29 protein-coding genes and 1 tRNA gene are annotated in these 24,316 nt (G+C 42.3%); 22 read left to right on the plus strand and 8 right to left on the minus strand.

Annotation, left to right across the window (positions count from 1 at the left end):
- The first annotated feature begins 2 nt into the window (after nucleotides 1-2).
- From atpC to V6984_RS00195, 5 genes are all read left to right on the plus strand, one after another.
- Entirely contained in the window at nucleotides 3-413 is a 411-nt protein-coding gene (gene atpC, locus V6984_RS00175) for an ATP synthase F1 subunit epsilon (protein ID WP_342757818.1), read from the plus strand.
- A gap of 161 nt (nucleotides 414-574) precedes the next feature.
- The gene (locus V6984_RS00180) at nucleotides 575-1,276 is read left to right on the plus strand and encodes an AlkZ-related protein (protein ID WP_342757819.1); all 702 of its coding nucleotides are present in this window, start codon (nucleotides 575-577) and stop codon (nucleotides 1,274-1,276) included.
- Between the two features lie 51 nt (nucleotides 1,277-1,327).
- Complete coding sequence (locus tag V6984_RS00185) at nucleotides 1,328-1,720, plus strand: DUF3783 domain-containing protein (RefSeq protein ID WP_342757820.1); 393 nt, start codon at nucleotides 1,328-1,330, stop codon at nucleotides 1,718-1,720.
- 144 nt (nucleotides 1,721-1,864) lie between these two features.
- Complete coding sequence (locus tag V6984_RS00190; protein WP_342757821.1) at nucleotides 1,865-2,086, plus strand: hypothetical protein; 222 nt, start codon at nucleotides 1,865-1,867, stop codon at nucleotides 2,084-2,086.
- Nucleotides 2,087-2,295: 209 nt separating this feature from the next.
- Nucleotides 2,296-3,666: a PhoH family protein gene (locus tag V6984_RS00195; protein ID WP_342757822.1), complete on the plus strand. Its 1,371-nt coding sequence runs from the start codon at nucleotides 2,296-2,298 to the stop codon at nucleotides 3,664-3,666.
- Nucleotides 3,667-3,678: 12 nt separating this feature from the next.
- Here the strand turns inward: V6984_RS00195 and V6984_RS00200 are convergent, their stop codons facing one another.
- Genes V6984_RS00200 through V6984_RS00210 form a run of 3 tightly spaced genes read right to left on the minus strand, consistent with a single transcriptional unit; the run spans nucleotide 3,679 to nucleotide 5,254 of the window.
- Entirely contained in the window at nucleotides 3,679-4,512 is an 834-nt protein-coding gene (locus tag V6984_RS00200) for a CPBP family intramembrane glutamic endopeptidase (RefSeq protein ID WP_342757823.1), read from the minus strand.
- A 50-nt stretch (nucleotides 4,513-4,562) separates the two neighbouring features.
- A complete protein-coding gene (locus V6984_RS00205) occupies nucleotides 4,563-5,048 on the minus strand; it encodes a hypothetical protein (protein ID WP_342757824.1) in 486 nt (161 codons plus the stop codon).
- A complete protein-coding gene (locus V6984_RS00210) occupies nucleotides 5,045-5,254 on the minus strand; it encodes a helix-turn-helix transcriptional regulator (RefSeq protein ID WP_342757825.1) in 210 nt (69 codons plus the stop codon). The genes V6984_RS00205 and V6984_RS00210 overlap by 4 nt, the downstream gene beginning before the upstream one ends.
- Nucleotides 5,255-5,522: 268 nt before the next feature.
- Here V6984_RS00210 and V6984_RS00215 point away from each other — a divergent pair, with 268 nt between their 5' ends.
- The 7 genes from V6984_RS00215 to V6984_RS00245 all read left to right on the plus strand — a co-directional run bounded on the left by V6984_RS00215 (nucleotide 5,523) and on the right by V6984_RS00245 (nucleotide 10,305).
- Entirely contained in the window at nucleotides 5,523-5,966 is a 444-nt protein-coding gene (locus tag V6984_RS00215) for a LytTR family DNA-binding domain-containing protein (RefSeq protein ID WP_342757826.1), read from the plus strand.
- 27 nt (nucleotides 5,967-5,993) lie between these two features.
- Nucleotides 5,994-6,473, plus strand: a complete 480-nt coding sequence (locus V6984_RS00220; protein WP_342757827.1) for a hypothetical protein — start codon at nucleotides 5,994-5,996, stop codon at nucleotides 6,471-6,473.
- 120 nt (nucleotides 6,474-6,593) lie between these two features.
- Complete coding sequence (locus tag V6984_RS00225; RefSeq protein ID WP_342757828.1) at nucleotides 6,594-7,385, plus strand: ABC transporter ATP-binding protein; 792 nt, start codon at nucleotides 6,594-6,596, stop codon at nucleotides 7,383-7,385.
- Nucleotides 7,382-8,089, plus strand: a complete 708-nt coding sequence (locus V6984_RS00230; protein ID WP_342757829.1) for an ABC transporter permease — start codon at nucleotides 7,382-7,384, stop codon at nucleotides 8,087-8,089. The genes V6984_RS00225 and V6984_RS00230 overlap by 4 nt, the downstream gene beginning before the upstream one ends.
- Before the next feature lie 21 nt (nucleotides 8,090-8,110).
- The gene (locus tag V6984_RS00235; protein ID WP_342757830.1) at nucleotides 8,111-8,992 is read left to right on the plus strand and encodes a damage-control phosphatase ARMT1 family protein; all 882 of its coding nucleotides are present in this window, start codon (nucleotides 8,111-8,113) and stop codon (nucleotides 8,990-8,992) included.
- A gap of 12 nt (nucleotides 8,993-9,004) precedes the next feature.
- Nucleotides 9,005-9,874, plus strand: a complete 870-nt coding sequence (locus V6984_RS00240) for a putative manganese transporter (protein WP_342757831.1) — start codon at nucleotides 9,005-9,007, stop codon at nucleotides 9,872-9,874.
- Complete coding sequence (locus tag V6984_RS00245; RefSeq protein ID WP_342757832.1) at nucleotides 9,871-10,305, plus strand: transcriptional repressor; 435 nt, start codon at nucleotides 9,871-9,873, stop codon at nucleotides 10,303-10,305. The genes V6984_RS00240 and V6984_RS00245 overlap by 4 nt, the downstream gene beginning before the upstream one ends.
- A 14-nt stretch (nucleotides 10,306-10,319) precedes the next feature.
- Here the strand turns inward: V6984_RS00245 and V6984_RS00250 are convergent, their stop codons facing one another.
- Nucleotides 10,320-11,276 carry a diguanylate cyclase domain-containing protein gene (locus tag V6984_RS00250; protein ID WP_342757833.1) on the minus strand — a complete coding sequence of 319 codons (957 nt, stop codon included), beginning with the start codon at nucleotides 11,274-11,276 and terminating at the stop codon, nucleotides 10,320-10,322.
- Between the two features lie 226 nt (nucleotides 11,277-11,502).
- On the opposite strand from V6984_RS00250, the gene V6984_RS00255 reads away from it, so the two are divergent.
- The 5 genes from V6984_RS00255 (at nucleotide 11,503) to V6984_RS00275 (ending at nucleotide 15,863) form a co-directional block, all read left to right on the plus strand.
- A complete protein-coding gene (locus V6984_RS00255) occupies nucleotides 11,503-11,745 on the plus strand; it encodes a helix-turn-helix transcriptional regulator (RefSeq protein ID WP_342757834.1) in 243 nt (80 codons plus the stop codon).
- A gap of 101 nt (nucleotides 11,746-11,846) precedes the next feature.
- Nucleotides 11,847-13,190: an FAD-dependent oxidoreductase gene (locus tag V6984_RS00260; RefSeq protein WP_342757835.1), complete on the plus strand. Its 1,344-nt coding sequence runs from the start codon at nucleotides 11,847-11,849 to the stop codon at nucleotides 13,188-13,190.
- The gene (locus V6984_RS00265; RefSeq protein WP_342757836.1) at nucleotides 13,183-14,124 is read left to right on the plus strand and encodes a tocopherol cyclase family protein; all 942 of its coding nucleotides are present in this window, start codon (nucleotides 13,183-13,185) and stop codon (nucleotides 14,122-14,124) included. Before V6984_RS00260 ends, V6984_RS00265 begins: the two co-directional genes overlap by 8 nt.
- A 40-nt stretch (nucleotides 14,125-14,164) precedes the next feature.
- The gene (locus tag V6984_RS00270; RefSeq protein WP_342757837.1) at nucleotides 14,165-15,007 is read left to right on the plus strand and encodes a DNA-3-methyladenine glycosylase family protein; all 843 of its coding nucleotides are present in this window, start codon (nucleotides 14,165-14,167) and stop codon (nucleotides 15,005-15,007) included.
- A 58-nt stretch (nucleotides 15,008-15,065) separates the two neighbouring features.
- Complete coding sequence (locus V6984_RS00275; protein ID WP_342757838.1) at nucleotides 15,066-15,863, plus strand: NYN domain-containing protein; 798 nt, start codon at nucleotides 15,066-15,068, stop codon at nucleotides 15,861-15,863.
- An 8-nt stretch (nucleotides 15,864-15,871) separates the two neighbouring features.
- Here the strand turns inward: V6984_RS00275 and V6984_RS00280 are convergent, their stop codons facing one another.
- Entirely contained in the window at nucleotides 15,872-16,330 is a 459-nt protein-coding gene (locus V6984_RS00280) for a hypothetical protein (RefSeq protein ID WP_342757839.1), read from the minus strand.
- The gene (locus tag V6984_RS00285) at nucleotides 16,330-17,187 is read right to left on the minus strand and encodes an AraC family transcriptional regulator (protein WP_342757840.1); all 858 of its coding nucleotides are present in this window, start codon (nucleotides 17,185-17,187) and stop codon (nucleotides 16,330-16,332) included. Before V6984_RS00285 ends, V6984_RS00280 begins: the two co-directional genes overlap by 1 nt.
- Before the next feature lie 121 nt (nucleotides 17,188-17,308).
- Here V6984_RS00285 and V6984_RS00290 point away from each other — a divergent pair, with 121 nt between their 5' ends.
- Both V6984_RS00290 and V6984_RS00295 read left to right on the plus strand, forming a co-directional pair.
- Nucleotides 17,309-18,346: a YafY family protein gene (locus V6984_RS00290; RefSeq protein ID WP_342757841.1), complete on the plus strand. Its 1,038-nt coding sequence runs from the start codon at nucleotides 17,309-17,311 to the stop codon at nucleotides 18,344-18,346.
- Between the two features lie 121 nt (nucleotides 18,347-18,467).
- A complete protein-coding gene (locus V6984_RS00295) occupies nucleotides 18,468-18,923 on the plus strand; it encodes a GyrI-like domain-containing protein (protein ID WP_342757842.1) in 456 nt (151 codons plus the stop codon).
- Nucleotides 18,924-18,943: 20 nt separating this feature from the next.
- Here the strand turns inward: V6984_RS00295 and V6984_RS00300 are convergent, their stop codons facing one another.
- Together V6984_RS00300 and V6984_RS00305 are read right to left on the minus strand one after the other, a co-directional pair.
- Nucleotides 18,944-20,257 carry a replication-associated recombination protein A gene (locus tag V6984_RS00300; RefSeq protein WP_342757843.1) on the minus strand — a complete coding sequence of 438 codons (1,314 nt, stop codon included), beginning with the start codon at nucleotides 20,255-20,257 and terminating at the stop codon, nucleotides 18,944-18,946.
- 137 nt (nucleotides 20,258-20,394) lie between these two features.
- Nucleotides 20,395-20,467 (minus strand) — tRNA-Lys (locus V6984_RS00305).
- Between the two features lie 127 nt (nucleotides 20,468-20,594).
- Here V6984_RS00305 and V6984_RS00310 point away from each other — a divergent pair.
- From V6984_RS00310 to V6984_RS00320, 3 genes are all read left to right on the plus strand, one after another.
- Entirely contained in the window at nucleotides 20,595-21,374 is a 780-nt protein-coding gene (locus V6984_RS00310) for a TatD family hydrolase (RefSeq protein ID WP_342757844.1), read from the plus strand.
- Nucleotides 21,374-22,390, plus strand: coding sequence for a LacI family DNA-binding transcriptional regulator (locus tag V6984_RS00315; protein ID WP_342757845.1), 1,017 nt, complete (start codon nucleotides 21,374-21,376; stop codon nucleotides 22,388-22,390). The genes V6984_RS00310 and V6984_RS00315 overlap by 1 nt, the downstream gene beginning before the upstream one ends.
- Before the next feature lie 231 nt (nucleotides 22,391-22,621).
- Nucleotides 22,622-24,286 (plus strand): ABC transporter substrate-binding protein, encoded by a 1,665-nt coding sequence (locus tag V6984_RS00320; RefSeq protein ID WP_342757846.1) that lies wholly within the window; start codon nucleotides 22,622-22,624, stop codon nucleotides 24,284-24,286.
- Nucleotides 24,287-24,316: the final 30 nt, after the last annotated feature.

Consider the following 24,316-nt stretch of genomic DNA (forward strand, 5'->3'; position numbering starts at 1 on the left):
CCATGAACAGTATTCATCTTCAAATCGTATCTTTGGATGGAATGTTTTTTGATGGCAATGCCAAGCAGGTTTCTCTGCGTACTATAGACGGAGATATATCAATACGTGCAGGCCATATCCCATTTGTAACAGCAATCGGAGCAGGTGAATGCCGAGTTTATGTAGAAAGTTTAGATAAACCTCGCCGAGCTGCAAGCATAGGCGGATTTTTGAGTGTTTCTAAGGATTTGGTCCTTCTGGCTGCTACAACATTTGAATGGGCTGAGAACATCGATTATGATCGTGCAAACAAAGCGAAATCCAGAGCAGAAAGTATTATTTCATCCAGCAAAGAAGACGATCATAGTTTGCAACTAGCTAAAATCAAGCTAGTCCGCGCTAACGCAAGATTGCAAGTAGTAAAAAATAAATAGGTAATGTTTAGAAAAGGATATGCTGTTGGTTTCAAGATGAAATGCATTTAAAATATAAGGGGTTCCCTCTGGTTGAGTTTTAGTGTGGTAACTTAATTCTGCCAAATGAGGAACTCTTTTTCTTTTGGTTGAGTTTTTGATTTTAATAAGGAGTCTGATCCATGGAAAAAATAAGTAAAATACCTTCTATACACCGCTATGAAGATTTTGTTGATGCCCTTCGAATTGCGGGAATGAGTATGGGAGGAGAAAATGATGAAGGAATTTTTTCCCTATGCAGTCTGTTCGGAGAGGAGATTGAATGGCATACGGAAAAGCCCGATACCGATCCATGGGAGTGGAGAATCCGGGTATTGGATGAATTCGATGACATTGCATATGGAAAGCTGTTTTTTAAAAAGAGCGGATACCTCACGAAGGAATGGTATCCTTACTTTTATACGGCGAGAAGGCAGGGAAGAAGCTTTGAGGAAATTTACAAGGAAGGCAAAATAAGCGCCTATGCAAAAAAGATATATAAAATCGTCTCCGATAGAGGCGCGATTCCTCTTCATGCCATTAAAAAAACAGGTGATGTGAAAAAAGAAGACAAGTCCAAGTTTGACCGTGCAATTATCGAGCTGCAAATGGGAATGTTCATTACAGTATGCGGCAGGGCGAGAAAAATATCTTTCGAGGGACAGGAATATGGATGGTCATCTACTGTGTTTTGTACGACGGAGGAATATTTTGGCAGGGAGACAATAGAGAAAGCAGCCGGACTTACTCCAAAGAATGCGTATGGTGAAATAGAAAACCATTTATACACATTGAATCCTAATATAGAAGAAAAAAAGATAGAAAAGTTTATTTATGGTATATGAATCAGATTCTTATCCGCTTTATATTATTTAAGACAGCAGGAGGCGAAGGCTATGAAAGCAACGGTTTTATTATATAATTTCCAAGATAAGCTTTACAGGGAGCAGGTAAAAAAGATATTGCTGGTACAGCGCCTCTCGATAAAGGAGGTTCCAAAGGAAGAATACCTAAATCCCATCGGCTATTATGCGGGAGACGAGGAAGTTAAAGTCTCGGAAAAGAGGTATGAGGGAATGGAGCTTGATGGTGAGATGATGGTATTTGCCGGACTGTCGGGGGAGCAAATTGACAAGGTGTTAGCCGGCTTCCGTAAAAATAAGGTGCCGAGGGTAAACTGCAAAGCGGTGCTTACGCCAACAAACCGCTTTTGGAACGCCTTGCAGCTTTTCGAAGAGCTGAAAAGGGAGCATGAGGCTATGTATAAAAATAAAATTTCCGAAAAATAACATCCATGGAAGAAAGAGGATGATTGATTAAGCCTTTGTTTTCAAATACTAACCATGAGTGTTTTTTACTCATTGAGTGCTTTAACTCATTATGAACTGTCGGTTCATGGAAAACATCAGAAAGTATTTGAAAGGGGCGAAATTATGGATAATCAACAGCTTCCCATAGGTTTCGGACTGTCTCTTGCCATGAATCAAAGTGCAATGGACAGATTTGCTAAAATGACCGAGGCGGAAAAGGAACAGGCAATTGCAAAAAGCAGGAAGGTAAAATCAAAAAGAGAAATGGACCGTATCGTCAATTCCCTTGCGGAGGACGACGACGCAGCGCTGAGAGATCTTTTTGATGGACCAGGCATCTTATAAGAAAAGGAAAGGTTCGGGCAGGTTGATAAACGTGCCGGAACCTTTTTTAGTATATCAATTTATTAAAGTGTTATGTAAAAAGCTGGTCAGTTAAGTAATACCTGTAATTTGACATACATTTTACATAAAAAAGATAGATATAAATATAAAGATGAGAGAAACTAAAAGTGTAATTCGAAAATTGAAAACTAAAAAGGAGAGTTGCTTATATGACAAAAACCTATCTTATCGATACGAATGTTTTAATTCAGGCGCCCTATGCATTAGAATGCTTTGAGGAAAATCATTTGGTGCTTCCTCTCGTTGTATTGGAGGAGTTGGATGGCTTAAAAAAGGCTGACGGAGAAAAAGGAGCTAATGCAAGAGAAGCTATACGGTATCTGGAGAGACTTCGTATTGAGGGAGATTTGTTAAAAGGGGTAAAGCTAAAAAGTGGAGGAACGCTCCGCGTTGAAACCAATTGCATAGATGTACCGCTTCCTGAAACTTTACCGGAGAATACAATGGATAATCGTATTCTAAAAGTATGTAAGGGACTGCAAGAGCATTCGGAACAGGTTGTTTTGGTGACCAAAGATATTTTACTCCGGATGAAAGCACAAATAATTGGCATAAAAGCAGAAGATTTTACTACGGAGCAAGTACCCGACGAGGAAGCAACATATCTTGGACGGCGGGAAGTATTTGTACCGGAAGAAATATTTAAAGATTTTAAGAAAAGGGGAATCTCCTTATCAGATATATATCAGATAAATGAAAGCGGGGATAAGCAATCTGTCAAGCTGACTGTAAATGAATTTGTGACATTACGTGCGGATCAATCTAATAATAAGACACAGCTCGGAAGATATGACGGAGAAAAAATCATCCCTCTTGTTTACAGGAAAAGCAAGCCCTACGGGATATCGCCCAGAAATGCCGGACAATACTTTTTGCAAGAGGCATTAATGGAGGATGCGGATAAGGTTCCGCTCGTCATAGTAAAAGGAATGGCAGGCACTTCAAAGACCTTTTATTCCTTGGCTGTAGGATTGGAAAAGATGCTTAATTCTTCACAGGTCGACTACCGGAAAATCTTAGTGACAAGACCTAATGCTCAATTTGATGCAGACATAGGTTTTCTGCCGGGCAGCGAACAGGAAAAGATATCTCCTCTTATGAGACCGATCATAGATAACTTAGAACAATTACTTGATTCAAATGAAGAAGAACGATATAAGAATGAAAAAGAGCTGAAAGGAAAAATTGAGGAAATTTTTGACAGGGGAATTATTGCGACGGAAGCCATGAATTTCATAAGAGGACGTTCCTTTGTAAATACATATTTAATCATAGATGAAGCGCAAAATATGACACCTAAACAGATAACAGGTATTATAACCAGAGCCGGAAAGGGAACAAAAGTAATTTTGCTGGGAGATCCAAACCAAATCGATACCGCTTTTCTAGACGAGAGAACAAATGGGTTAAGCTATGCTGCCGAGCGTATGAAAGGCAGTAAGCTTTGTTATCAGATTACCCTTTTACCCAGCGAATGTGAAAGATCCAAGCTGGCTTCTGAATCGATTAAAAGGATGTAAAATAGGTTTTTGTTAATTTTTCCCCGTGTCTTTTTCCACAAGCTTAAGTCCGGCAGCCAGTACAAGAGCTGCGACGCACAGGATAGCAAAGGACATTCCAAGTCCAGGTTCCAGATCGGGAAGCAGAAGCCCTGAAATAATGGTACCACAGAAGTTAACTAAAGCATGGAGCAAAATGGAAGCATACAAAGATTGATATTTCTCCCGAACATAACCGAATACCAACCCCATAATCATGGCATAGATTCCCTGCACAAGATTCGCGTGGAAGATGCCGAAACATACTGCCTGAAGGAGATTGGCAATCCAGAACCGGGAGGTGATCCTTTTTGTAAAATGCAGGGTCAGCCCGCGAAAGAGAAGCTCTTCTCCTATAGGCGCAAAGAACAGGGTAGCGATTAACGTAACCGGCGATAAACTTTCCAGCCCGCTGGCTTCTAAAAGCTGTATATATCCGGTGAGCAAATCGGGCGAAAGATGAGAGATTACCATGAGTATGCCCGAGCAGGTATATTGCAGCCCTATCATACATAGAAGCATAACGGGAACGGTAAAGAGGGAAAAGCCCTTTAAGGGATTTTCAGGCAGCTTTCTGCCTGATACGTAATAAAACCAAAGGGCAGCCATAAAAATAGTCACGATATGGGAGATTAAAATCAGGAATGGGGCCGCTTCCATATAGCGTGTTATAGCCTCCGACTGGATCTCCTGCAAAGAGGCACCAGGCATTTGTGCACTTATCTGTGCGGATAAGAATATGCTGAAAGCCGTTCCGGCTGCGAGCTGTGCGGCAAGGCCTGCAATAAGGGGCAGGAGACATCCAGTGTACTGAAGAAATTTTTTCATTTTTATTTTCCTTTCGGAGGCGGAAAGAACTGCTCATTTCAGCCTGATTATTATATTTTATTACTGTAATATTTCCTGAAAATGATATAAGAGAAACAGTAAACAATAACGACCCACCAGAAGCAATAAAAGATGGTGCGGCTGAAAAATCCTGCAATGAGCAGCGCGGCGTAGGATAGGATAAAAAGGACGATAGAGGCCGACTGCATTGCTCTTGCTGCGATTATTTGATTGCGTTCATCCTGTACCTTCAGGCGTTCTCCTTTTAAAAGAGTGTCACTTTTGAGTACCCTTTTAAATTTTATTATTTTCATGATGCTTACGCAGATAAGGCCGAAGCCAACACCGGTATATACACCATCGAGCCATGAGTTCCCGCCGATATACCAAAAGAGCTCATTGCATAATGCAATGGCTGCTGTGATGACACCGACGGCAATGACCCCATAAAAAATACGGATTTTTTTTTGTACGATTTTTGCATATTCTTCATTTGTTTTTACATTTCTTTCAAAAGTACTGAATAGACATATCATAAGTTTTCGTCCTCCTTGTCAAAAATAAACATTTCTTCAATAGATATATTAAAATATTGCGCAATTTTATGGGCAAGAACCAAAGATGCATTGTATTTGCCGCTTTCCAGTGAAATTATAGTCTGTCTCGTCACGTCTACAGCATCCGCTAATTCATTCTGAGTGACTTTTCGGAGTTTTCTCAGTTCTTGGATTCTGTTTTTCAAAAAAACACTTCCTTCCTTTGGTATAGTATGCTTTACATTTATAGTGTAGTTTGCTTTACATATAATGTCAAGCAAATTTTACATTTTCATTTTATATAAATTTCCTGTAAAAGAAAAAGTTAAATGACAGCAGACATTGTAGAATTTATATACGACAACTTAGTACCGGATTAGGGCAACATAGAAAAATATGATTGAAATACATTTATAAACTTCATATAGTATTTATAGAAACAAGTATCGATACTTAAACAGCAGGAGGTATTCATTGAAAATACGGATAAACGAAGTGTCCGGACAAGAGGACACGGAGGTCATTATCAATTGTAAAAAGATGGATGAGGAAATCATGAAGATCATAACTTTGCTGCACGTATATGACAAGAAACTGACCGGAATAAAGGGCGGACAGACGTATATACTCGAGGCGGCAAAGATTCTCTATATTGATACGGTGGATAAAAAGACCTTTTTATATACAGATAATGAAGTATATGAGACCCCACTGAAATTGTATGAGCTGGAGGAACAGTTAGAAGCAGTGGGCTTCTTTCGTGCGGGTAAGTCCGTATTAATTAATTTCAATGAGATAAAGGCCCTTAAATCGGATTTTAATGGCCGTATACTGGTAACGATGAACAACGAAGAGAAGCTGATGGTATCCAGACAATATGCAGTAACTATAAAGAAAAAACTGGATATAGTCGGTTAAGAGCCATAAGGAAAGGAGAAAGAAGCGATGGAAGAAAAAAATATTATAAACAGGCTGGGCTTTATTTCGCAGACCTTTATTATATTTGGAGTTACCACTTTAGTGATGACGGGATTAGGCCTGTGGATAGGTGAAAAAATCGAATTTTCAACGTTGTTTAGGTTAGGAAATCAGGGAATCGCCTACCGGACCCTGCTTGAATTCCTATTATCCTCTATTTGTATTTCTGCGGTAGAGAAAATTTTTTATAAGGAAAGCTTTTTTGGAAATCTGTCCTATTTGATACGGACTGTATTCATGTTAATTTGTATTACAGTGCTTATGGTTGTTTTCATCATTTATTTCGGATGGTTTCCAGCGTACTCATGGCAGGGATGGATTGGATTTATAGTGTCCTTTGGAACATGCTTTGGGGTCAGTACGGCAGTGATGATAGTGAAGACGAGGTACGAGAGTAGGATATATGAGAAGAGGCTGGATGAGTATAAAAAAAGGAATAAGAGATAGGTCGGGAGCGTATGCGGAGTTAGGCTTGAGGCCGGTATCAGTTATTAAAGGAAGGATGAGGATTGGGTGAAAGCTGTCAGACTAGTGAATGTGGGAAAAAGTTTTGGGGAGAAAGAGGTTTTGAAAAACGTCGGATTTGAGATAGAGGAAGGGGAGATATTTGGGCTGCTTGGCCCGTCGGGGGCAGGCAAGACGACGCTTATTAGAATTCTGACGGGGCAGCTTGCAGGCTCCGGTGAAGCGTTTGTGTTCGGGGAAAGCTGTAATAGGCTGAAGGAGAATAATTATAGGGAAATAGGAATGGTGATGGATAACAGCGGTATCTATGAGCGCCTTAATTGCTATGATAACCTGAAATTGTTTGTAAATATATATAAGATCGATAAAAAGAGAATTGAAGAGGCTCTGGGACTGGTAGGTCTTGGAGGGGAGAAAAAAACTCCTGCGGGAAAGCTGTCGAAGGGAATGAAGCAGAGATTGATACTGGCGAGGGCCATTTTACATAGCCCCAAACTTTTATTTTTGGATGAACCGACAAGCGGTTTGGACCCTGCGACGACAAAGTCGATACACGAGCTTTTGTTAAGGCTCAAAAGTGAAGGTACGACGATATTCCTGACGACTCACAATATGGAAGAGGCAGCAAAACTTTGCGATAATATTGCTCTCTTGCATGAAGGAAATATAATAGAATATGGAAGACCAAGGGAGCTGTGCCGGAAGTACAATAAGGAAAATAAGATAAATATACTTATAAAAAACGATCAATTAATAATATTGTCAAATGTGCCTGAGAATGCGGCAAGAATTGAGGAACTTTTTAAGCAGGGAGATGTAGTCTCGATCCATTCTTCCGAGCCGGACTTAGAACAGGTATTTCTCGCATTAACAGGAAGGGGGCTTGAAGAATGAAAGTTGATATTTCTCATATAGGGGCTGTTTTTACAAAGCAGTGTAAGGATATTTTAAAAAATACACAAGTATTGGTATTGTTTTTCGTATATCCGTTGGTCGCAGCTGTCATGACTACTTCGGTGGGCGACCAGCTCGGACAGACAGACTTCTTTATTTCAATATTTGCCACCATGCATGCTGTCTTTACTCCCGTGGTGGTAACAGCGTCCATCATATCGGAAGAAAAGGAGAAAAATACTCTCAGAGTGCTGATTATGTCGGGAATACGTCCGGTTGAATATTTGATGGGCATCGGGGGCTTCGTGTTCTTCTGTACGATGATCATGGGCGGCAGCTATCTCGCTATGGGAAGATACGATTTGAGGAGCGGAGCAGCGTTTATATTATGTATGGGAATCGGCTGTATCTGCTCCATTGTGCTGGGTCTGGCAATAGGAGGCTTTGCCAATAATTCCATGAGTGCCAATGCGCTGGCGGTGCCGATCAGCATGGTAATTTCTTTTCTTCCGATGATAGCTTATTTTAATGAGGCGATTGGCAAGGTGTCGAAGTATATTTACGGGCAGCAGATAGGAAATTTTATGCGCAGTCCTTCCGGCTATCACTTGACCGGTGAGACAATTTTGGTGGTTACTATTAATTTTTTGGTATGCTTGGTTGCATTTATTCTCGTTTTCCGTCATAATCGAATTGATGATTAATTATCGGGAAAGGATAAAAGGATGAAACTGAGTTCATTGTGTATCAGATGTCTGATCGATAAGCAGGAGGAGCGTATTCGAAGCATAGAGGGTGAGAACAAAAAAGCCGCTTATATGAAAGAGGTGGCGGGTATTATCGGCTCTGCGGATTCGGAGGCTTCAGCCCCTTTCCTCGTGTATAAAATCAATTCTGTATATAAGAGGTATTTCGGTGCATTTCCCGATTATGAAAGGGAAAAAGAGGAATTTAATTCCATGATGCTGTCCATGGAGCAGGAGTTGGAAGAGGGGATCCGTATGGGCGGAAGCAAGGAAGAAATGCTTTCAAACGCGCTGAATTATGCCAGAACGGCAAACTATATAGACTATGGTACAATGAATCAGGTGAGCCGGGATGAGCTTTTGCAACTGCTTAATAAGGCGAGTGAAGAGGAGCTGGAAGAAGGAACCTTTCATATGTTTCAGAAGGATCTGCAATCCGGAGGGAAATTAGTTTATCTCACTGACAACTGCGGAGAGATAGTAGCGGATAAACTGTTGATTAAAATATTGAAGGAACAATATCCCGATTTACACATAAAGGTGATCGTACGTGGAACTGCTGTATTAAACGATGCTACCATGGAGGATGCCAGGGCGGTGGGACTTACGGAAATTGCGGAGGTGATCGGCAATGGAAGCGGAATCGCCGGGACACAGATAAGCTATTTATCCGAAGAGGCAAGGCAGGCGATAAGCGAGGCGGATGTAATAATTTCCAAAGGACAGGGAAACTTCGAAACAATTCATGGCTGCGGCTTAAATATTTATTATCTGTTTTTATGCAAATGCGAATGGTTTACCAGGCAATTCGATATGGAAAGGCTAAAAGGCGTCTTTATCAACGAAATTACAGTTTGTTAACGGAGGTTTTTTATGTTAGATGTAATCATAGATACGCTGATAGATTCAGTGAAGCTTTTCCCTTTTTTATTTATTACCTATCTTGCAATGGAATATATGGAACATAAGATGGGGGAGAAGACTAAGACGGCGATAGAAAAATCCGGCCGTTTCGGCTCAATTCCGGGAAGTATATTAGGAGCCTTTCCTCAATGTGGATTTTCTGCGGCGGCTTCCAACCTATATGCCGGAAGAATTGTAACTCTTGGTACATTAATTGCAATATTTTTATCTACTTCCGATGAAATGCTGCCTATTTTGATTTCCGAACAGGTGCATATATCCGTGATTCTGAAGCTTGTGGGGATGAAAGTGGCAATCGGTATGGCGGCCGGCTTAATCATTGATTTGCTGATTAAGAGGAAAAGCATACATGCATACAGTCACGAAGAAAGCGGGCATATGGATATCGGCCACGTCTGCAAAAATGAAAACTGCCATTGTGAGGAAGGAATATTCCGATCGGCAGCGCGGCATACTTTTAATATTTTCTTCTTTATCATCGCGATTTCTTTTGTACTGAATACGGTAATTTATCTCGTGGGAGAGGATTTTCTATCCAATCTGGTTTTAAATAGGCCTATTCTTGGACAGGTAGTAGCGGGCTTAGTGGGATTGATACCTAACTGTGCCTCTTCCATCGCGATTACTCAGCTTTACTTAAAGGGCATGATGGGGCTGGGGTCCATGATGGCGGGCCTGCTGGCCGGAACCGGTGTGGGGCTTCTTATTCTGTTTCGTGTAAACGATGATTTGAAAGAAAATATAAGGATTACAGTTATACTTTATGCGATTGGGGTAATTGCAGGAATAGTAATTGACCTTTTAGGAGTTACAGTATGAAAAATTGTGAGGAATTGACTTTTCCTAAAGAGATAAAGAGGACGAAACAGAGGGAAGAAATTTTTCGGATTTTATCTGAGGAAACGGAGCCGGTAAGCGCAGTGGATATTTATAACCGCCTGATACAGACATGCGGGAATTCTAACTTTGCGATTTCAACGGTATATAGGGCGCTGGGCATTTTTGAAGAAAAGGGTTATGTCTCGAAATCCACGCTGATGGGCGGAGATATGGCGTACTATGAATGGAACTTCGGTACTCATAAGCATTATGCAATATGTTTGAAATGTCACAAGCTGATAGCGCTTAAGAAATGTCCGTTCGAGCATACGAAGATAGAGACAGAAAACGATGATTTTGTGATTACGGGCCATAAATTGGAGCTTTATGGTTATTGCAAGGAATGCAGAGTAGAAGGAGAGGATATATAATGGCGCGTAAGCGATTATATATCCTCATTTAAGTGATAAGTTCCTCGTTTGTTTTTCTTGGACAGATAGAGATTCTGATCCGCACTGCGGTATAAATGACTGAAGCTGCCGCTTATATTATTGATGAGGGAAATTCCGATAGAACAGCTTAGCTGTAGCTCATTGCCGTATTTGCGGGAGAGAGAAGAGAATTCATTAATGACGTTTTTCGCTTTTTGCTTGATCAGTGATTTGTCCGATAGCTCCGGCTCAAAAACGGCAAATTCATCTCCGCCCAGCCGGCCCAGATACGCATTGCTGCTAAAAACAACGGTAAGCAGCTCTGCGAAATCTCTGATTACCTTATCGCCCTGCTCATGTCCGTATATGTCATTGATTTGTTTGAAATCATCGATATCTATCATATAAAAAACTCCTACTGGATTGTTTTTTATATGTTTGTTAATGCACTGCTCAAAGGTACTATGATTAAGAAGACCTGTCATGGAATCCTGCTCTGCTTTTTTTTTGAACTTAGCAATAATGGAATTGGCTTTTTCGGTTATTGACCTCGGGTAATGTTCATCATACCCCTGCTCTGTATTCGGTACGGAATGATGGATATGGAGTATTTTATAAGAATTGCCTTTCACTTCATAGATAATGCTGAGGCGAGTATCCATTTCTATAAGAAGTTCTTTTTGTTTATTTTCTTTCTCTTTCATCCATAAGCAGCCGTATACCAAATAAATACTTTCAGAAAGCTGGCGGCATTCATACCATTCACTTAAAATATCAAAAGCAATATCATCATCGTAATTATTCCAAACAGACTTAAAAGCGGCAAGGGAGGAAAATATTTCATGCTTTCCGGTACCTATAAGTATTAAGTCGTCATCAAAATAATTCTTGACACTGCCTTTGCTCCTTATCGGATTCAAAAGGTAAGTCTCACATAATTCTCGTGTAATTTCACATAACGTGTAATTCATTGGTCAATTCCCCTGATTATTGGAACTCCTCTGTCATATATCGGAATAATTTGTAAATTATTACTATTTTACTCCTTTGGTGCTATTTTTTCAATATCAAATTTCGCAATATGTGAATATAATTTTACCAAAACGGAATTAATAGAAGATACACTATATGTGAAAGAAGGGGTGACTATTGGTAAAATTCGGTATAAGGTTAAGGGCATTGAGGAAGGAAAGAAAATTGACGCAAAGGGTGCTGGCGGACCGGCTGGGTCTGGCGACAAGTGCAATCTGCTCCTATGAAGCGGGAACGAGATATCCATCTTACGAGGTATTGATAAAAGTGGCGGGTATTTTCCGGGTCAGCACTGACTATCTCCTGGGTATAGAAAAAAGCAGGTACATCGATGTGACGGAGCTTTCGGAGGAGGACATCGAGATACTGACTATGCTTGCAGATTCATTGCGCAAAAAGAAAAAATGAAGGCAATTGAGAAAGCACAGGGTAGTTACAACTAACGGTTTAACATGCCGTATTTATGTGAATACTTATTATGTACAAATAATATGAAAGAAGGCATAATTATGGATTCCATATGGACAATGACGGCAGATATTTCTGGAAGGAAACCGCTATTAGATGATATAACAACAGACACGGTAGTAATCGGCGGCGGAATGGCAGGTATATTGATTGCCTATTTTCTGGAAAAGAAAGGAATTCCCACAGTGGTGTTGGAAGCGTCGCGGATAGGGAGCGGACAGACGAAGAATACCACGGCCAAGATTACTTTGCAGCATGGTCCTATTTATCATAAATTAATCGAGGAAATTGGGGAGAAGGACGCGAAGCTCTATGCAGAGGCAAACCGTCTCGCCATTGCCCAGTTTCGGAGTCTGGTAGAAGATAAACAGATTGATTGCATGTTCAGGGAGTGCTCGGCCTATCTTTATTCCTGTGAGGAAACGGATATGTTAAAGAAAGAGGAAGAGGCAGCAAGGCGTCTTGGAATATGCGCGGAGCTTACGAACAAAACAGAGCTGCCTTTTCCGGTAAAGAGTGCACTTAGGTTTTACGATCAGGCGGTATTCCATCCTCTGTTATTCTTGGAAAAAATATCCGAAAATATCACTGTTTACGAGGATACAAAGGTACTTGAGGTGGAACGGACGGAAGAAGAAAATAAAATAATTACAAACCGGGCCTCGGTGAAGGCTAAGCGGGTGGTATTCGCAGCTCATTATCCTTTTATTAATATTCCCGGATATTATTTCCTCCGGCTTCATCAGGAACGGAGTTATGTGATTACGCTTAAGAATACGAAGCAGATGGATCATATGTATATCGGTATCGACAAGGAGGGATTTTCTTTTCGGAAAAGCGGAGATTATCTTTTATTAGGCGGCGGCGGTCATAGAACCGGAGAGAACACTGGCGGAGGAAGCTATCAGAAGCTGCGTATGGCTGCGGAAAAATGGTTTCCCGGATGTAAGGAAATCACACATTTTTCCGCGCAGGATTGTATGCCTCTCGACGATATCCCATATATCGGACAATTTTCAGCCTCCACTCCCGACTGGTTCGTGGCCACGGGATTCAGGAAGTGGGGCATGACAGGATCCATGGTCTCAGCAATGCTGATCAGCGATTTGATTGCGAAAGGGCAGAGTCCTTATGAGGAGCTTTTTACTCCCCAGAGATTTCATCTTCAGGCGTCGGCAGGCAGCCTCGCACAGGATGGTATCCAGTCGGTAAAAGGATTGAGCAAAGGAGTTTTCACTACCACGCCTAAATGTACCCATATGGGCTGCGCGCTGGAATGGAATCCGGACGAGTTAAGCTGGGACTGCCCCTGTCACGGCTCCCGCTTTGACGGCGACGGCAAGGTAATAGACAATCCGGCGATCGAGGATCTTGCAAATGAATAATTTTCGGGGAGGACATAGAAAAAAGGCTTATTTTGAGGGCTGGTATTTAAAGCATCAAAAGGACAATATTTCCATAGCCTTTATTCCGGCATTTCACGTGAATGAAAAAGGGGAGCGCACGGCTTCCGTTCAGGTGGTGACAGCGGAGGGCACTTATTGTTTTTCTTTCGAAGAGAAAGAATTCTACGCTTCAAAAAAGCAATTTTATGTTAAAATAAATAATAATGTATTTTCTGAGGGCGGAATCAGTGTAAATCTGAAGAACGAAAATGTAACGATAACCGGTATCCTGTACTATTCGCCGTTTACTGAGCTTTTATCGGATATTATGGGCCCCTTTCGCTTTCTTCCCTTTATGCAGTGCCGCCACGGGGTTCTGAGCATGCTTCACAGCATAGACGGAAGGCTTACAATAAACGGCAGGGAGTATGATTTTTCCAATGGAACGGGATATGTGGAGAAAGATTCCGGCAGTTCCTTTCCTCTGTTTTATACGTGGGCCCAGTGTGTCGGCTGGACAGGAAAGAGGGATTGTTCCATGATGGCTTCTGCAGCTCATATTCCGTTTGGATGCTTTACGTTTACCGGCTGTATCTGTGCCATTTTGTATCAGGGAAGGGAGTACCGCCTGGCCACATATATGGGAGCCCGGATTATGAAAAATACGCACAATATTCTGATTATAAAGCAGGGGAAATATAAACTTGAAATATATAAGGCAAAGGAAGAAGCGAAAGAGAACGGGAAACGCGCTGGGGAGAAAGAGGATAAGCTTTTGTTGTACGCTCCTCAAAAAGGCAGCATGCACAGGAAAATAGAGGAAAATATTGCATGCACAGTCCGCTGTCGATTTACCGTTTCAGGAAAACCGATCTTTGATTTTACCGACCATAGAGCGAGCTTCGAATATGTGGGGCAGCAGGACGGATATTAAGGTATGTCTAAGTGTCCGGTCAATAAGTTTACAGACATACATGGAAAGGAAGTATAGATACGAAATGATAAAGGTGCAGATAAATGATTTCGATTTGGAGAAGATAAGCAAATCCGGACAGTGCTTTCGGATGAATCCCATAATGGAACAGGAAAAGAAATATGCACTCATTGCCCACGGAGAATATTTGGAAATGGAAGAGACGACGGATGGTATTTGCTTTTCCTGCACGCAGGAGGAATGGGATAAGCTGTGGAAAAACTATTTCGACTGTGGAAGAGATTACCGGAAAATATACCGGTCGGTGGACAAGACGGACGAATATATGCTGCGGGCAGTGAGCTGCGGCAGCGGTATCCGCATATTAAGACAGGAAATCTTTGAAACAACCATCAGTTTCATCATTTCCCAGCAGAACAATATTCCGCGGATCAAGAAGTGCGTGCAATCGCTGTGCAGCAGCTTCGGTGAAGAGAAGTATAACATCCGGAGGGAGAAATATTATGCCTTTCCCACGCCGGAGAGACTGGCAGGGCTGACCTTGGAGGATTTGCAGGGCTGCAATCTGGGCTATAGAAGCCGATACATATTGAAATCCTCCAGAATGATCGTGGAAGGAGAGATAGATTTTGCCGGACTTGCAGATATGACCTATGAGGAAGCCAGGGCGGAGCTGATGAAATTATGCGGCGTCGGCATCAAGGTGGCGGAATGTATCTGTCTTTTTGCTCTTCATCATGTGGAGGCATTTCCTGTGGATACGCATATTAAAACAGTGCTTTTAAAGTATTATCCCGATGGATTCCCCTTTGAAAAATATGAAGGGTATGCGGGAATTTTGCAGCAATACGCATTTTATTATGATATTTACGGAGAAATGTGATAGAATTTGATTAAATATAATTTAGTAAGAAGTTTATGAAAGGGTATGGTTTAATTTTATGGATAAAGAACTGAAGCTTGCGGTACTGATCGATGCGGATAATATTTCCGATAAGTATGTAAAGATTATTTTGGATGAAACGGCGAAAAACGGGATAGCGACATATAAGCGAATATACGGAGACTGGACCAACACGAGATTGGTGTCGTGGAAAAATGTATTGTTGGATAACTCTATTACACCAATTCAGCAATACGGCTATACAACGGGAAAGAACGCCACAGATTCGGCGATGATCATCGACGCTATGGATATTCTTTATTCCGGCACCGTGGGAGGTTTCTGCATCGTTTCTTCGGACAGCGATTTCACCAGACTGGCGATGCGGCTTCGGGAATCGGGAATGTATGTGGTAGGTATGGGAGAAAGCAAGACGCCCAAGCCTTTTATTTCGGCATGTAACCAATTCAAGTATCTTGATATTCTGCTTTCCAAGGAACAGGAGGAAGAAAGCACCTCCAAGAAGGAGGAGTCCGCCGTGCTGAAGGCAGCCTCTAAAAATACCCGTTTGAAAAAAGCAGCAAAAGGGAATGACCCCAAAAAGGAAAAAGAAGAATTAAGGCCGCAGACAGACCTGGCCATGATAAAAAAAGCGATTATTTCATTGGTGGAGGAAGGCTCCGACGATGACGAGTGGATCCATTCCTCCGAGCTTAGAAACCAGCTGGGCAAACGCTTTCCGGATTTCGACGTGCGCAATTTCGGACATTCCAAATTCAGTTCCTTTGTCAACTCGCTGAATATTTTAGACTGCGAGCAGGAGAAGAACATTGTCCGGTTCAAAATGAAGAAATAGCTGGCAATCTATTTTTTAAATTTGCTATGCTCATAGTTATAAGGAATGCTGGTGCCCGCCACAACGTCCTCTATTTTTTCGAGAATGAGCCAATCGTCCATATTGCCCTGATGGTCAAAGGCGAGGGGCGTTATTTGCTGTAAATTTTCTAATTCCACTAGACAAAGGCATTTTTTATGCCACCGGACCTTTTGCGACGGGGAAAGGCAGAGCTTATCCTGATTATCCGCCATAATTTTTGCGATTTCCTCTTCTGCCAGCTTTACATAGTTTTGTACATCCTTTACGGTCGCCATTGCAGAAATGCTTGCGGTCCCCTTTTTCATCAGATATAGAGTTTCCCCTGGAAATACCCGGCTATGGGGAATCTTTCTTCCGGCGGCGCCTCGAATTAACATGCGCTGGTCCCCGGAAAGGATTTTTTCAAGCTCCATCTCCTTGTCATTGCAGTAAACCAAATGAACCATTATAAATTCTCCTTTCTGATGACGGGTATCCAAATTTCATATTTGGCATTTTCAGGGTCGGGAGAGAGATAAACCTCGATATCCGGTGCATTGCCATATTCGTATCCCGAGGAGGGAAGCCATTCCGTGACAATTCTTTTTTCTAATTCCTGGATAGACAAGAACTGTCCTTCTCCGCTGAATATAGCCCACGTTGCAGCAGGGACCGTGTATTCCTCAAAGTCCTCCGGCGCAGGCAGGGTGCTTGCAGCTGCGATATAGTATTTCCACTGTTTAAGCTCGTTACAGGCACTGACCCCCAATATGCCCATAGGCTGTATGTTCATGAATGAAGCGAGCATAGGTATCGTACCATTTACGGCAGCTTCCTGCCACATTTGCGGAACGATTTCAAAGTTTTCTTCAATATCCTGATGGAGCGGTTTAGAGACTCCTATAATTTTAAATGCGTCTTTCTTTTCGATTCTGTAATTCATTTCCGCTTCTCCTTTAATTGTTATTTTGAAGCTGATAGGAGGATAGGCTTTTAGGCTGATTCCCTCTGTTCTTGCCTGAGAAGGCGCTATGCCGTGAATGTTTTGAAATGCACGGTTAAATGCGGTGGGCGAATCATAGCCGTATTTAAGGGCAATATCAATAATCTTCTCATTCCCGCCCTGTATATCCGCTGCGGCGAGGGACATCCGTCTCCTGCGGATATATTCGGAAAGCGGCACTCCAGCCATATAAGAGAACATTCTCTGAAAGTGATAGGTGGAGCAGCAGGCTATCCTTGCAAGCTTGTCATAGTCGATATCCTTTTTCAAATGTTCTTCTACATAATTTATAGCGCTGTTAAATCGTTCTATCCATTCCATAGTTTAGCTCCTTATGCTCTTAGTTTACTTAATACTAATCATTTAATCCTCTCTTTTCATGCACCAAAATGAGAGTTAAAATAAATTTATCAAGAATACAGACCGTTGTAAAGCGAATTACATGCAGAAAGCATGCGTTGCTGAGAAGGTCGTGAACAGTATCGTAAAGAGGCAGATGAATATGCAGATTAACAGATTATTCGAAATTATATACATATTATTGGATAAAAAGACGGTTACGGCGGCAGAGCTTGCGGAGCACTTTGAAGTGTCCGTCCGGACGATATTCAGGGATATAGATACACTTTCCCAGGCAGGAATCCCGATTTATACCATGAAAGGAAAAGGAGGAGGAATCCGGCTTACGGAGAACTACGTGCTGAATAAGTCGGTGCTTACACTGCAGGAGCAGCAAATGATTATGCAGGCCCTTCATGGAATGAATGCGGTGCGGGAAGAGGAGATAAGGCCGGCGCTTTCTAAGTTGTCCGCGCTTTTTGGCGGAGAACAGGAGGATTGGATAGAGATAGAATTTTCTTCGTGGAACTCGGATGATGGGGTGAGCCAGAGATTCATAATACTGAAGGAAGCAATTTTTGCCCATAAGAGGGTGACTTTTATATATAGCGGAGCGAACGGAACGAGCAGCAGGCGTCTCGCGGAGCCCTTGAAGCTCGTCTTCCGTGCCAGCTCGTGGTATCTCTATGCATGGTGCATGGACAAAGCAGACTTCCGGTTTTTTAAATTGAGCCGCATGGAGGAACCGCGGGTATTGGAGGAATATTTTGAGAAGAGGAAAAAGCCGGTTGCTCAAGGCAATCCGGTTTCCAAATACAATGCGGATTCCCCAGATGGTTCGACTTCAAACGTGGAAAAAGAAGCAGCAGGTGCAAAAAATATATATGCGGATGATATGATAACCGTAACAGCTCTTATTTCCGACAATAAGGCATACCGCATACTGGATGAAATGGATAAAAAGGATGTGGAAAAGCTCGAGGACGGCAGTTACAAGGTACGGATGCTCATGCCGGAGAACGATTGGCTGTACCAGCATCTTCTGACCTTCGGAGCAGATTTGAAAATACTTGGCCCGGAAAGGGTAAGAGATAGAATGATAAAAGAGTTAGAAAATGCTTTGAAACAATATCAAATATGACATATTGATGTCATATTATCCATGCTATTATGAATCCATACAAAGTGAAAGGAGGATTTCGGAATTATAAACCGGATGAGTCCAAGAAGCAATAAAAATAATGTAAGGAGAGAATGAGAGTATGGATTATCAAATCGTAACATTGAAAGAAAAAAAGGTCATGGGATTGAATGCGCGGACGAGCAACGTCGATCCGGCAATGGGTGAAATCATTGGCGGGCTCTGGGAACGTCTTTTTGGGGAAGGGTTGTTTGATGCAATACCGGACAAAACAGGGGAAAGCTCCATCGGACTTTATTCGGATTATGAGGAAGGTGCGGCCGGGAAATACGACATAACCGTGGGCTGCGAAGTTAACAGTTCGGACAATGTCCTTAAGGATATGGTACTTAAAGTAATTCCTGAAGGACACTATGCGAAGTTCGTAATTATCGGCGATATGTCTGCGGTGGGTAAATCCTGGGGCGATATATGGGCGGCGGACCTGAAGAGGACATTTACCGGTGATTTTGAGGAGTATGTGAGTGTCAGGGAAAATGGAGAATATGAAATTCATATTTATATTGCGGTAGAATAGTTGTGAGTGGAGTCGTCGGATTAGCCTTCCTTCCATTTCTTGACCGCTTCTAATTTTTTCTTAGCCTCCTTCTCAGCACCTTGCTCGGTAGGCCGGTAGTATGAGCGTCCTTTCAAAGAGTCCGGCAGACATTCCATGCGGGCAACCTTTTCCGGCGTATCGTGTGCATACTCATAGCCCTCTCCGTAGTGCAGATCCTCCATGAGTTTGGTAGGTGCATTGCACAGATGGAGAGGAACCGGCTGCGCAATCGTATGAAGGGCGTCGTGCCGGCATTCCCCGTAGGCAATATAAAGAGCGTTGGACTTAGGTGCCAGGGAGAGATAGGTGACGGCGTGGGCAAGATTCACATTGCATTCGGGCATACCTATAAAATGGCAGGCCTGATAAACGGAGACGGCAAGCGGCAAAGCCTGACTGTCCGCGATTCCTACATCCTCACTGGCAAAGCGGATGAGCCTCCTGGCCACGTACAAAGGGTCTTCTCCTGCTTCCAGCATTCTCGACAACCAATAAATAGCGGCGTCGGGGTCACTGTTTCTCATAGACTTGTGCAGCGCAGATATGAGATTGTAGTGCTCCTCGCCGTTTTTATCATATAATAAGGACTTCTTGCTGATACATTGCTCCAAGCCTTCCTTTGTCACCGTGATTTTCCCCGTCCCCACTTCTCCGTTGGTAACTGCCATTTCCAGAGTGTTAAGCGCCGTTCTGGCATCTCCGTTTGCAAAGACGGCGATAGCTCTTAACAGCTCCTGTGAAATATCGATTTGTGTCTGTCCGAAGCCGGAAGAGCTATGGATAGCGTTTCCCAGTAACTGTACAAGATTGTCGACAGTAAGACCCTGCAAAACAAATACCTTCAGTCGGGATAGCAAAGCGGAATTGATTTCAAAAGAGGGGTTTTCTGTAGTTGCACCGATCAGCGTGATGCTCCCTTTTTCCACAAAGGGGAGAAAGGCATCCTGCTGCGCCTTGTTGAATCTATGGATCTCATCCACGAACAAAACCGTCTTAAGCCCCATAGCCCGGCTGTTCTCTGCCTGAGCCATCACTTCCTTAATCTCTTTGATCCCGCTGGTCACTGCGCTGAAATTAATGAACGATGCACGGGTCTTTTTTGCTATAATATTGGCGAGGGTGGTCTTGCCTACTCCGGGAGGACCCCAGAAGATCATGGAAGAAATTTGGTCGTGGTCGATGAGCTGGCGTAATAATTTGCCTTCGCCAAGAAGATGCTCCTGCCCGATGAAATCTTCCAGAGAATCGGGACGCAGACGACTGGCCAGAGGCCCTGCCACACTGCGGTTATCGAAAAGAGAAAGTTGTTCCATAATGTCACCTGAATTCCTGAATACAAACATTTGTTCTGATAAAATAATATCACGTTTTCGAAATGATTGCAATGAAATCCGGAAATAAAAAAAGTACCAACCCCATGACGCTTAGGTCACAAAATCAGTACTTGGCGTGCGCCGCCAGGGGCTCGAACCCTGGACACCCTGATTAAGAGTCAGGTGCTCTACCAACTGAGCTAGCAGCGCAAAATGTAAAACATTATTTATGTCACGTTTACAACGCAAGTGTTATTATAGTATAATGTCTTTTAGTTTGCAAGCACTTTTTAAAAAAAAAGTCAATTTATAAATATATGAAAGCAGGAAAGCAAAGATGATATTTGAAAGTCATGCCCATTATGACGATGAGGCGTTCGAAGAGGACAGAGAGAAGCTTCTTGAAAGCCTTAAGGAAAACGGCATCGAATACGTAATAAATATAGGAGCAAGCATTCAGACTACGGCAAACACCATAGCCTTAACGAAGAAGTATCCTTTTATATATGGTGCGGCAGGAGTACATCCTTCCGATACGGCGGAGCTTAACGAGGAAAAATTCGCATGGCTGAAGGAGCAATGCTTCCTTCCCAAAATTGTAGCTGTAGGGGAAATCGGGCTGGACTATTATTGGGACGAGCCGGATAGAGAGACCCAGAAAAAGTGGTTTGACAGGCAGCTTCAAATGGCACGGGAGGTAGAACTTCCGATAATCATTCATTCCAGAGATGCTGCAAAGGATACGGTGGATATGATGAAGGCCGGGGGTGCGGAGGAGGTAGGCGGAGTTATTCACTGCTTTTCCTATACGAAGGAGACGGCGAGGGAATTTCTCGCGATGGGCTTTTCCTTCGGCATTGGGGGAGTCATCACCTTTAACAATGCGAAGAAACTGAGGGAAGCGGTGGAATATATCCCTATGGAGAACATTCTCCTGGAAACGGACAGCCCCTATCTGGCGCCTATGCCCTACAGAGGAAAACGGAATTCCTCTCTGAACCTTCCGCTTATTGCTGAGAAAATAGCGGAGGTTAAGGGGATTTCTTATGAGGAGGTAGTGGAAACAACCGCACGTAATGCGAAAAGGCTGTTTTTTAAAGAAAAGGGGGAAGGCTAATGACGATTAAAGATGTAGCTGAGAGAGCAGGAGTTTCAACATCAACGGTATCCATTGTGTTGAATAACAAAGGTCAGGAAAGAAAGATATCTGAAAAGACTCAGAAAAAAATATGGGATGTTATAAGGGAGATGGGTTACCATCCCAATGTAGTGGCCGGGACACTCCGCAGCAATTTGGAGGAACGGTTTACGTATTATATTACGATTTTCTGGACGTCTGATGAGCGGGATCGAATCATGATCCGTTTTCTCAGAGGGCTGCAGGAACAGATCATGGAAAATAATCTGAATTGCGAATTGATTATAAAGCCATACATTAACGGACAGTTGCAGGAAGCTATGACGGAGCGGGTACTTAAGATGTGTCATGGAATAATACTATGTAATGCGTCGGAGCAGGATATGGAATTTATAGACAGCGTCGATTTGGGTAAGCCAATGGTAATCTATAACCGTTACTCCGATAATTATTGCAGCGTCAATATTGATGATCAGAACCTGGGCGAATATGCGGCCAGAGCATTTATTGAAAATAAATGTAAAAAGATTTTAATGCTTTCATCACCTGCAAGATTTAAAGGCATGGAGATAAGGAAAGAAGCTTTTGAGAACTATCTGTTTTCCTATCAGGTGTCGAAACCCTATCTCGTGACCGGAAAAGATACGATAAGCAGCGGCTATGGACTGATTAACAAAGTAATGCAGGATCAAATTGAATTTGACAGCGTTTTTTGCAGTTCGGACGCTATTGCCATAGGTGCTGTAAGGGCCTTGCATGAAAAGGGAGTTAAGATTCCAAAAGATGTAAAAGTAATTGCAGTGGGAAATGGAGACGACGAACAGGAAATATATGCGATTCCTTCTTTGTCAGTCGCTAAAGTTCCAATCGAGGAGATGGGTAAGAAATGCATTATTCTTTTATACGATATTTTGAAATTCAGACAGAAGGAGATTATGAGAATAAAAGTTCCCGTTGAATATATTGCTAGAGAAAGTTGCCCTTCTGTTTTGTAAATTGAAAATACAGAAATATAAATTTGGTAAAAATAAATAAAAAATCAAATAAAAAGTACAAACTGTGCAGTCTTGTTTGTACAATAAGACGAAAATACAATTGTTTATTAAAAAGCAGTTGTATTTTTTTTGTTTATTTGCTATTTTATTAGGGTAAACTTATTAAGTAGAACGTTATACTAGAACGTGTTACTTATACAAAGTGCATAATATAATAAAAGGAGAGGTTATATGAAAAAGAGATTTTTAAGTTCGATTCTTTGTATGGCGCTTGTATCTTCTTTGCTTGTGGGCTGTGGAAGCAATTCTGCCACAAGTAATGAAACCGCTCAAACAGAGGAAGCAACACAAACAGATGGACAACAGACGGATGCCTCAGGAGAAACTGATGAAAACGCTGCGGCGGATTCTGAAGCAGTACAGGATCTGGGAGATCCCAAATACGGCGGTACATTAAGGCTGGCGACCCATATTTCTTGTGCAACGCCGGGTTATACGCCTGAAATTACCAATAATGCAGGCTTGCTTTATTTGACAACTGCCTATGAATCTTTAATTTATTATGATGAGGCAGGAAATATTATTCCCAAGCTGGCGGAAGAATGGCTGCCGGATGCCAACGAGCCCAGTATCACATGGACGTTAAAGGAAAATGTAACCTTTGCCGACGGCGAACCCTTTAATGCCGAAGCGGTAAAAAGAAACATTGAAGAATACCAGAGCTGCCAGCGTAACGAGGTGGCAAATATCAAGAGCTGTGAAGTGATCGATGATACGCATATTAAAATGGTGTTGAATTCATGGAGCTCCTCCACTTTAGAGTCTGTGGGATTTTTCGTATATTATATGTCTCCGAAAGCCTTGGAAGATGTGGATACTTTAAGGAATTCATCATGCGGAACAGGTCCGTTCCAAGTAACGAAGTTTGAACCTAATGTAAAAACGGAATATACCAAGAATGAAAATTACAGACAGGAAGGGAAGCCGTATTTGGATGGAGTTGTCATCGATGTAGTTGCTGAGCCTACAACGCGTTCTTCCGCATTTGCAGCCGGAGAATATGATATCGTACATATGAATAATTTGACGGTTGCTAATGACCTGATCAATACGGGCAAATATGTAGTTAATAAGAATACATCGGGACAAGGTCTCATTATGACCGGCTTAATTCCTAACAGTGCACGGGAAAATACGCCTTTTGCAGATGAAAAGGTTAGACAGGCCATGTGTTATGCCATTGACACGGAAACTCTTTGTACCGCTTTGGGATATGGTTTGATAGAAACCACCGATCAATGGGCCTCCAGAGATGCAATTACATATAATAAGGATTTAACGAGTTTCGGCTATGATCCGGAAAAGGCAAAAGCACTTTTGGCGGAAGCAGGATATCCGGATGGTTTTGATACAATTTTAACAACGGATGCGGGAAGCAAAGATATGTTTACGGCAGCTGCCAATATGCTTTCTGAGGTTGGAATCCGCTGTGAAATCAACTTGGTGGATGAAAGTACAGGGAGCAGTTTGTATCAGACAGGCGCATGGGAAGGAATCATGGGACATTTTGCATCAATAGGACCTGATCTCGGATTATATATGGGACGCCATCTCGATGTAGACGGTGCATTCTATGCAAAAGGAATCCAGCATCCCCAGGAAGCTTTAGATTTACTGGAAGCAATCCGCACCGCTCCTTCTGAGGAAGAGAAAGTGAAGCTTGAATGGGATATGCAGAAGTTAATGTATGACGGAGAAACAGGATTGGCTTTGTTCGGTAAGCCTTTGTTTGTACAAAATGAACCCAATATTAAATACGATTATGTAATTGACGATGCAACGGGTGTTTGCAACTCCAATACCTGGAATATTGAAAACTGCTGGTTAAATAAATAAAAGTATCGAAATGGTTATGAAGAGGACGCC

It is taken from the genome of Kineothrix sp. IPX-CK (assembly GCF_039134705.1).
GTDB lineage: Bacteria > Bacillota > Clostridia > Lachnospirales > Lachnospiraceae > Kineothrix > Kineothrix sedimenti.

Coding starts and splice junctions, on each gene's coding strand:
- atpC (WP_342757818.1), top strand. CDS start 3: ATGAACAGTATTCATCTTCAAATCGTATCTTTGGATGGAATGTTTTTT.
- V6984_RS00180 (WP_342757819.1), top strand. CDS start 575: ATGGAAAAAATAAGTAAAATACCTTCTATACACCGCTATGAAGATTTT.
- V6984_RS00185 (WP_342757820.1), top strand. CDS start 1,328: ATGAAAGCAACGGTTTTATTATATAATTTCCAAGATAAGCTTTACAGG.
- V6984_RS00190 (WP_342757821.1), top strand. CDS start 1,865: ATGGATAATCAACAGCTTCCCATAGGTTTCGGACTGTCTCTTGCCATG.
- V6984_RS00195 (WP_342757822.1), top strand. CDS start 2,296: ATGACAAAAACCTATCTTATCGATACGAATGTTTTAATTCAGGCGCCC.
- V6984_RS00200 (WP_342757823.1), bottom strand. CDS start 4,512: ATGAAAAAATTTCTTCAGTACACTGGATGTCTCCTGCCCCTTATTGCA.
- V6984_RS00205 (WP_342757824.1), bottom strand. CDS start 5,048: ATGATATGTCTATTCAGTACTTTTGAAAGAAATGTAAAAACAAATGAA.
- V6984_RS00220 (WP_342757827.1), top strand. CDS start 5,994: ATGGAAGAAAAAAATATTATAAACAGGCTGGGCTTTATTTCGCAGACC.
- V6984_RS00230 (WP_342757829.1), top strand. CDS start 7,382: ATGAAAGTTGATATTTCTCATATAGGGGCTGTTTTTACAAAGCAGTGT.
- V6984_RS00235 (WP_342757830.1), top strand. CDS start 8,111: ATGAAACTGAGTTCATTGTGTATCAGATGTCTGATCGATAAGCAGGAG.
- V6984_RS00240 (WP_342757831.1), top strand. CDS start 9,005: ATGTTAGATGTAATCATAGATACGCTGATAGATTCAGTGAAGCTTTTC.
- V6984_RS00245 (WP_342757832.1), top strand. CDS start 9,871: ATGAAAAATTGTGAGGAATTGACTTTTCCTAAAGAGATAAAGAGGACG.
- V6984_RS00250 (WP_342757833.1), bottom strand. CDS start 11,276: ATGAATTACACGTTATGTGAAATTACACGAGAATTATGTGAGACTTAC.
- V6984_RS00260 (WP_342757835.1), top strand. CDS start 11,847: ATGGATTCCATATGGACAATGACGGCAGATATTTCTGGAAGGAAACCG.
- V6984_RS00265 (WP_342757836.1), top strand. CDS start 13,183: ATGAATAATTTTCGGGGAGGACATAGAAAAAAGGCTTATTTTGAGGGC.
- V6984_RS00270 (WP_342757837.1), top strand. CDS start 14,165: ATGGAAAGGAAGTATAGATACGAAATGATAAAGGTGCAGATAAATGAT.
- V6984_RS00275 (WP_342757838.1), top strand. CDS start 15,066: ATGGATAAAGAACTGAAGCTTGCGGTACTGATCGATGCGGATAATATT.
- V6984_RS00280 (WP_342757839.1), bottom strand. CDS start 16,330: ATGGTTCATTTGGTTTACTGCAATGACAAGGAGATGGAGCTTGAAAAA.
- V6984_RS00285 (WP_342757840.1), bottom strand. CDS start 17,187: ATGGAATGGATAGAACGATTTAACAGCGCTATAAATTATGTAGAAGAA.
- V6984_RS00290 (WP_342757841.1), top strand. CDS start 17,309: ATGCAGAAAGCATGCGTTGCTGAGAAGGTCGTGAACAGTATCGTAAAG.
- V6984_RS00295 (WP_342757842.1), top strand. CDS start 18,468: ATGGATTATCAAATCGTAACATTGAAAGAAAAAAAGGTCATGGGATTG.
- V6984_RS00300 (WP_342757843.1), bottom strand. CDS start 20,257: ATGGAACAACTTTCTCTTTTCGATAACCGCAGTGTGGCAGGGCCTCTG.
- V6984_RS00310 (WP_342757844.1), top strand. CDS start 20,595: ATGATATTTGAAAGTCATGCCCATTATGACGATGAGGCGTTCGAAGAG.
- V6984_RS00315 (WP_342757845.1), top strand. CDS start 21,374: ATGACGATTAAAGATGTAGCTGAGAGAGCAGGAGTTTCAACATCAACG.
- V6984_RS00320 (WP_342757846.1), top strand. CDS start 22,622: ATGAAAAAGAGATTTTTAAGTTCGATTCTTTGTATGGCGCTTGTATCT.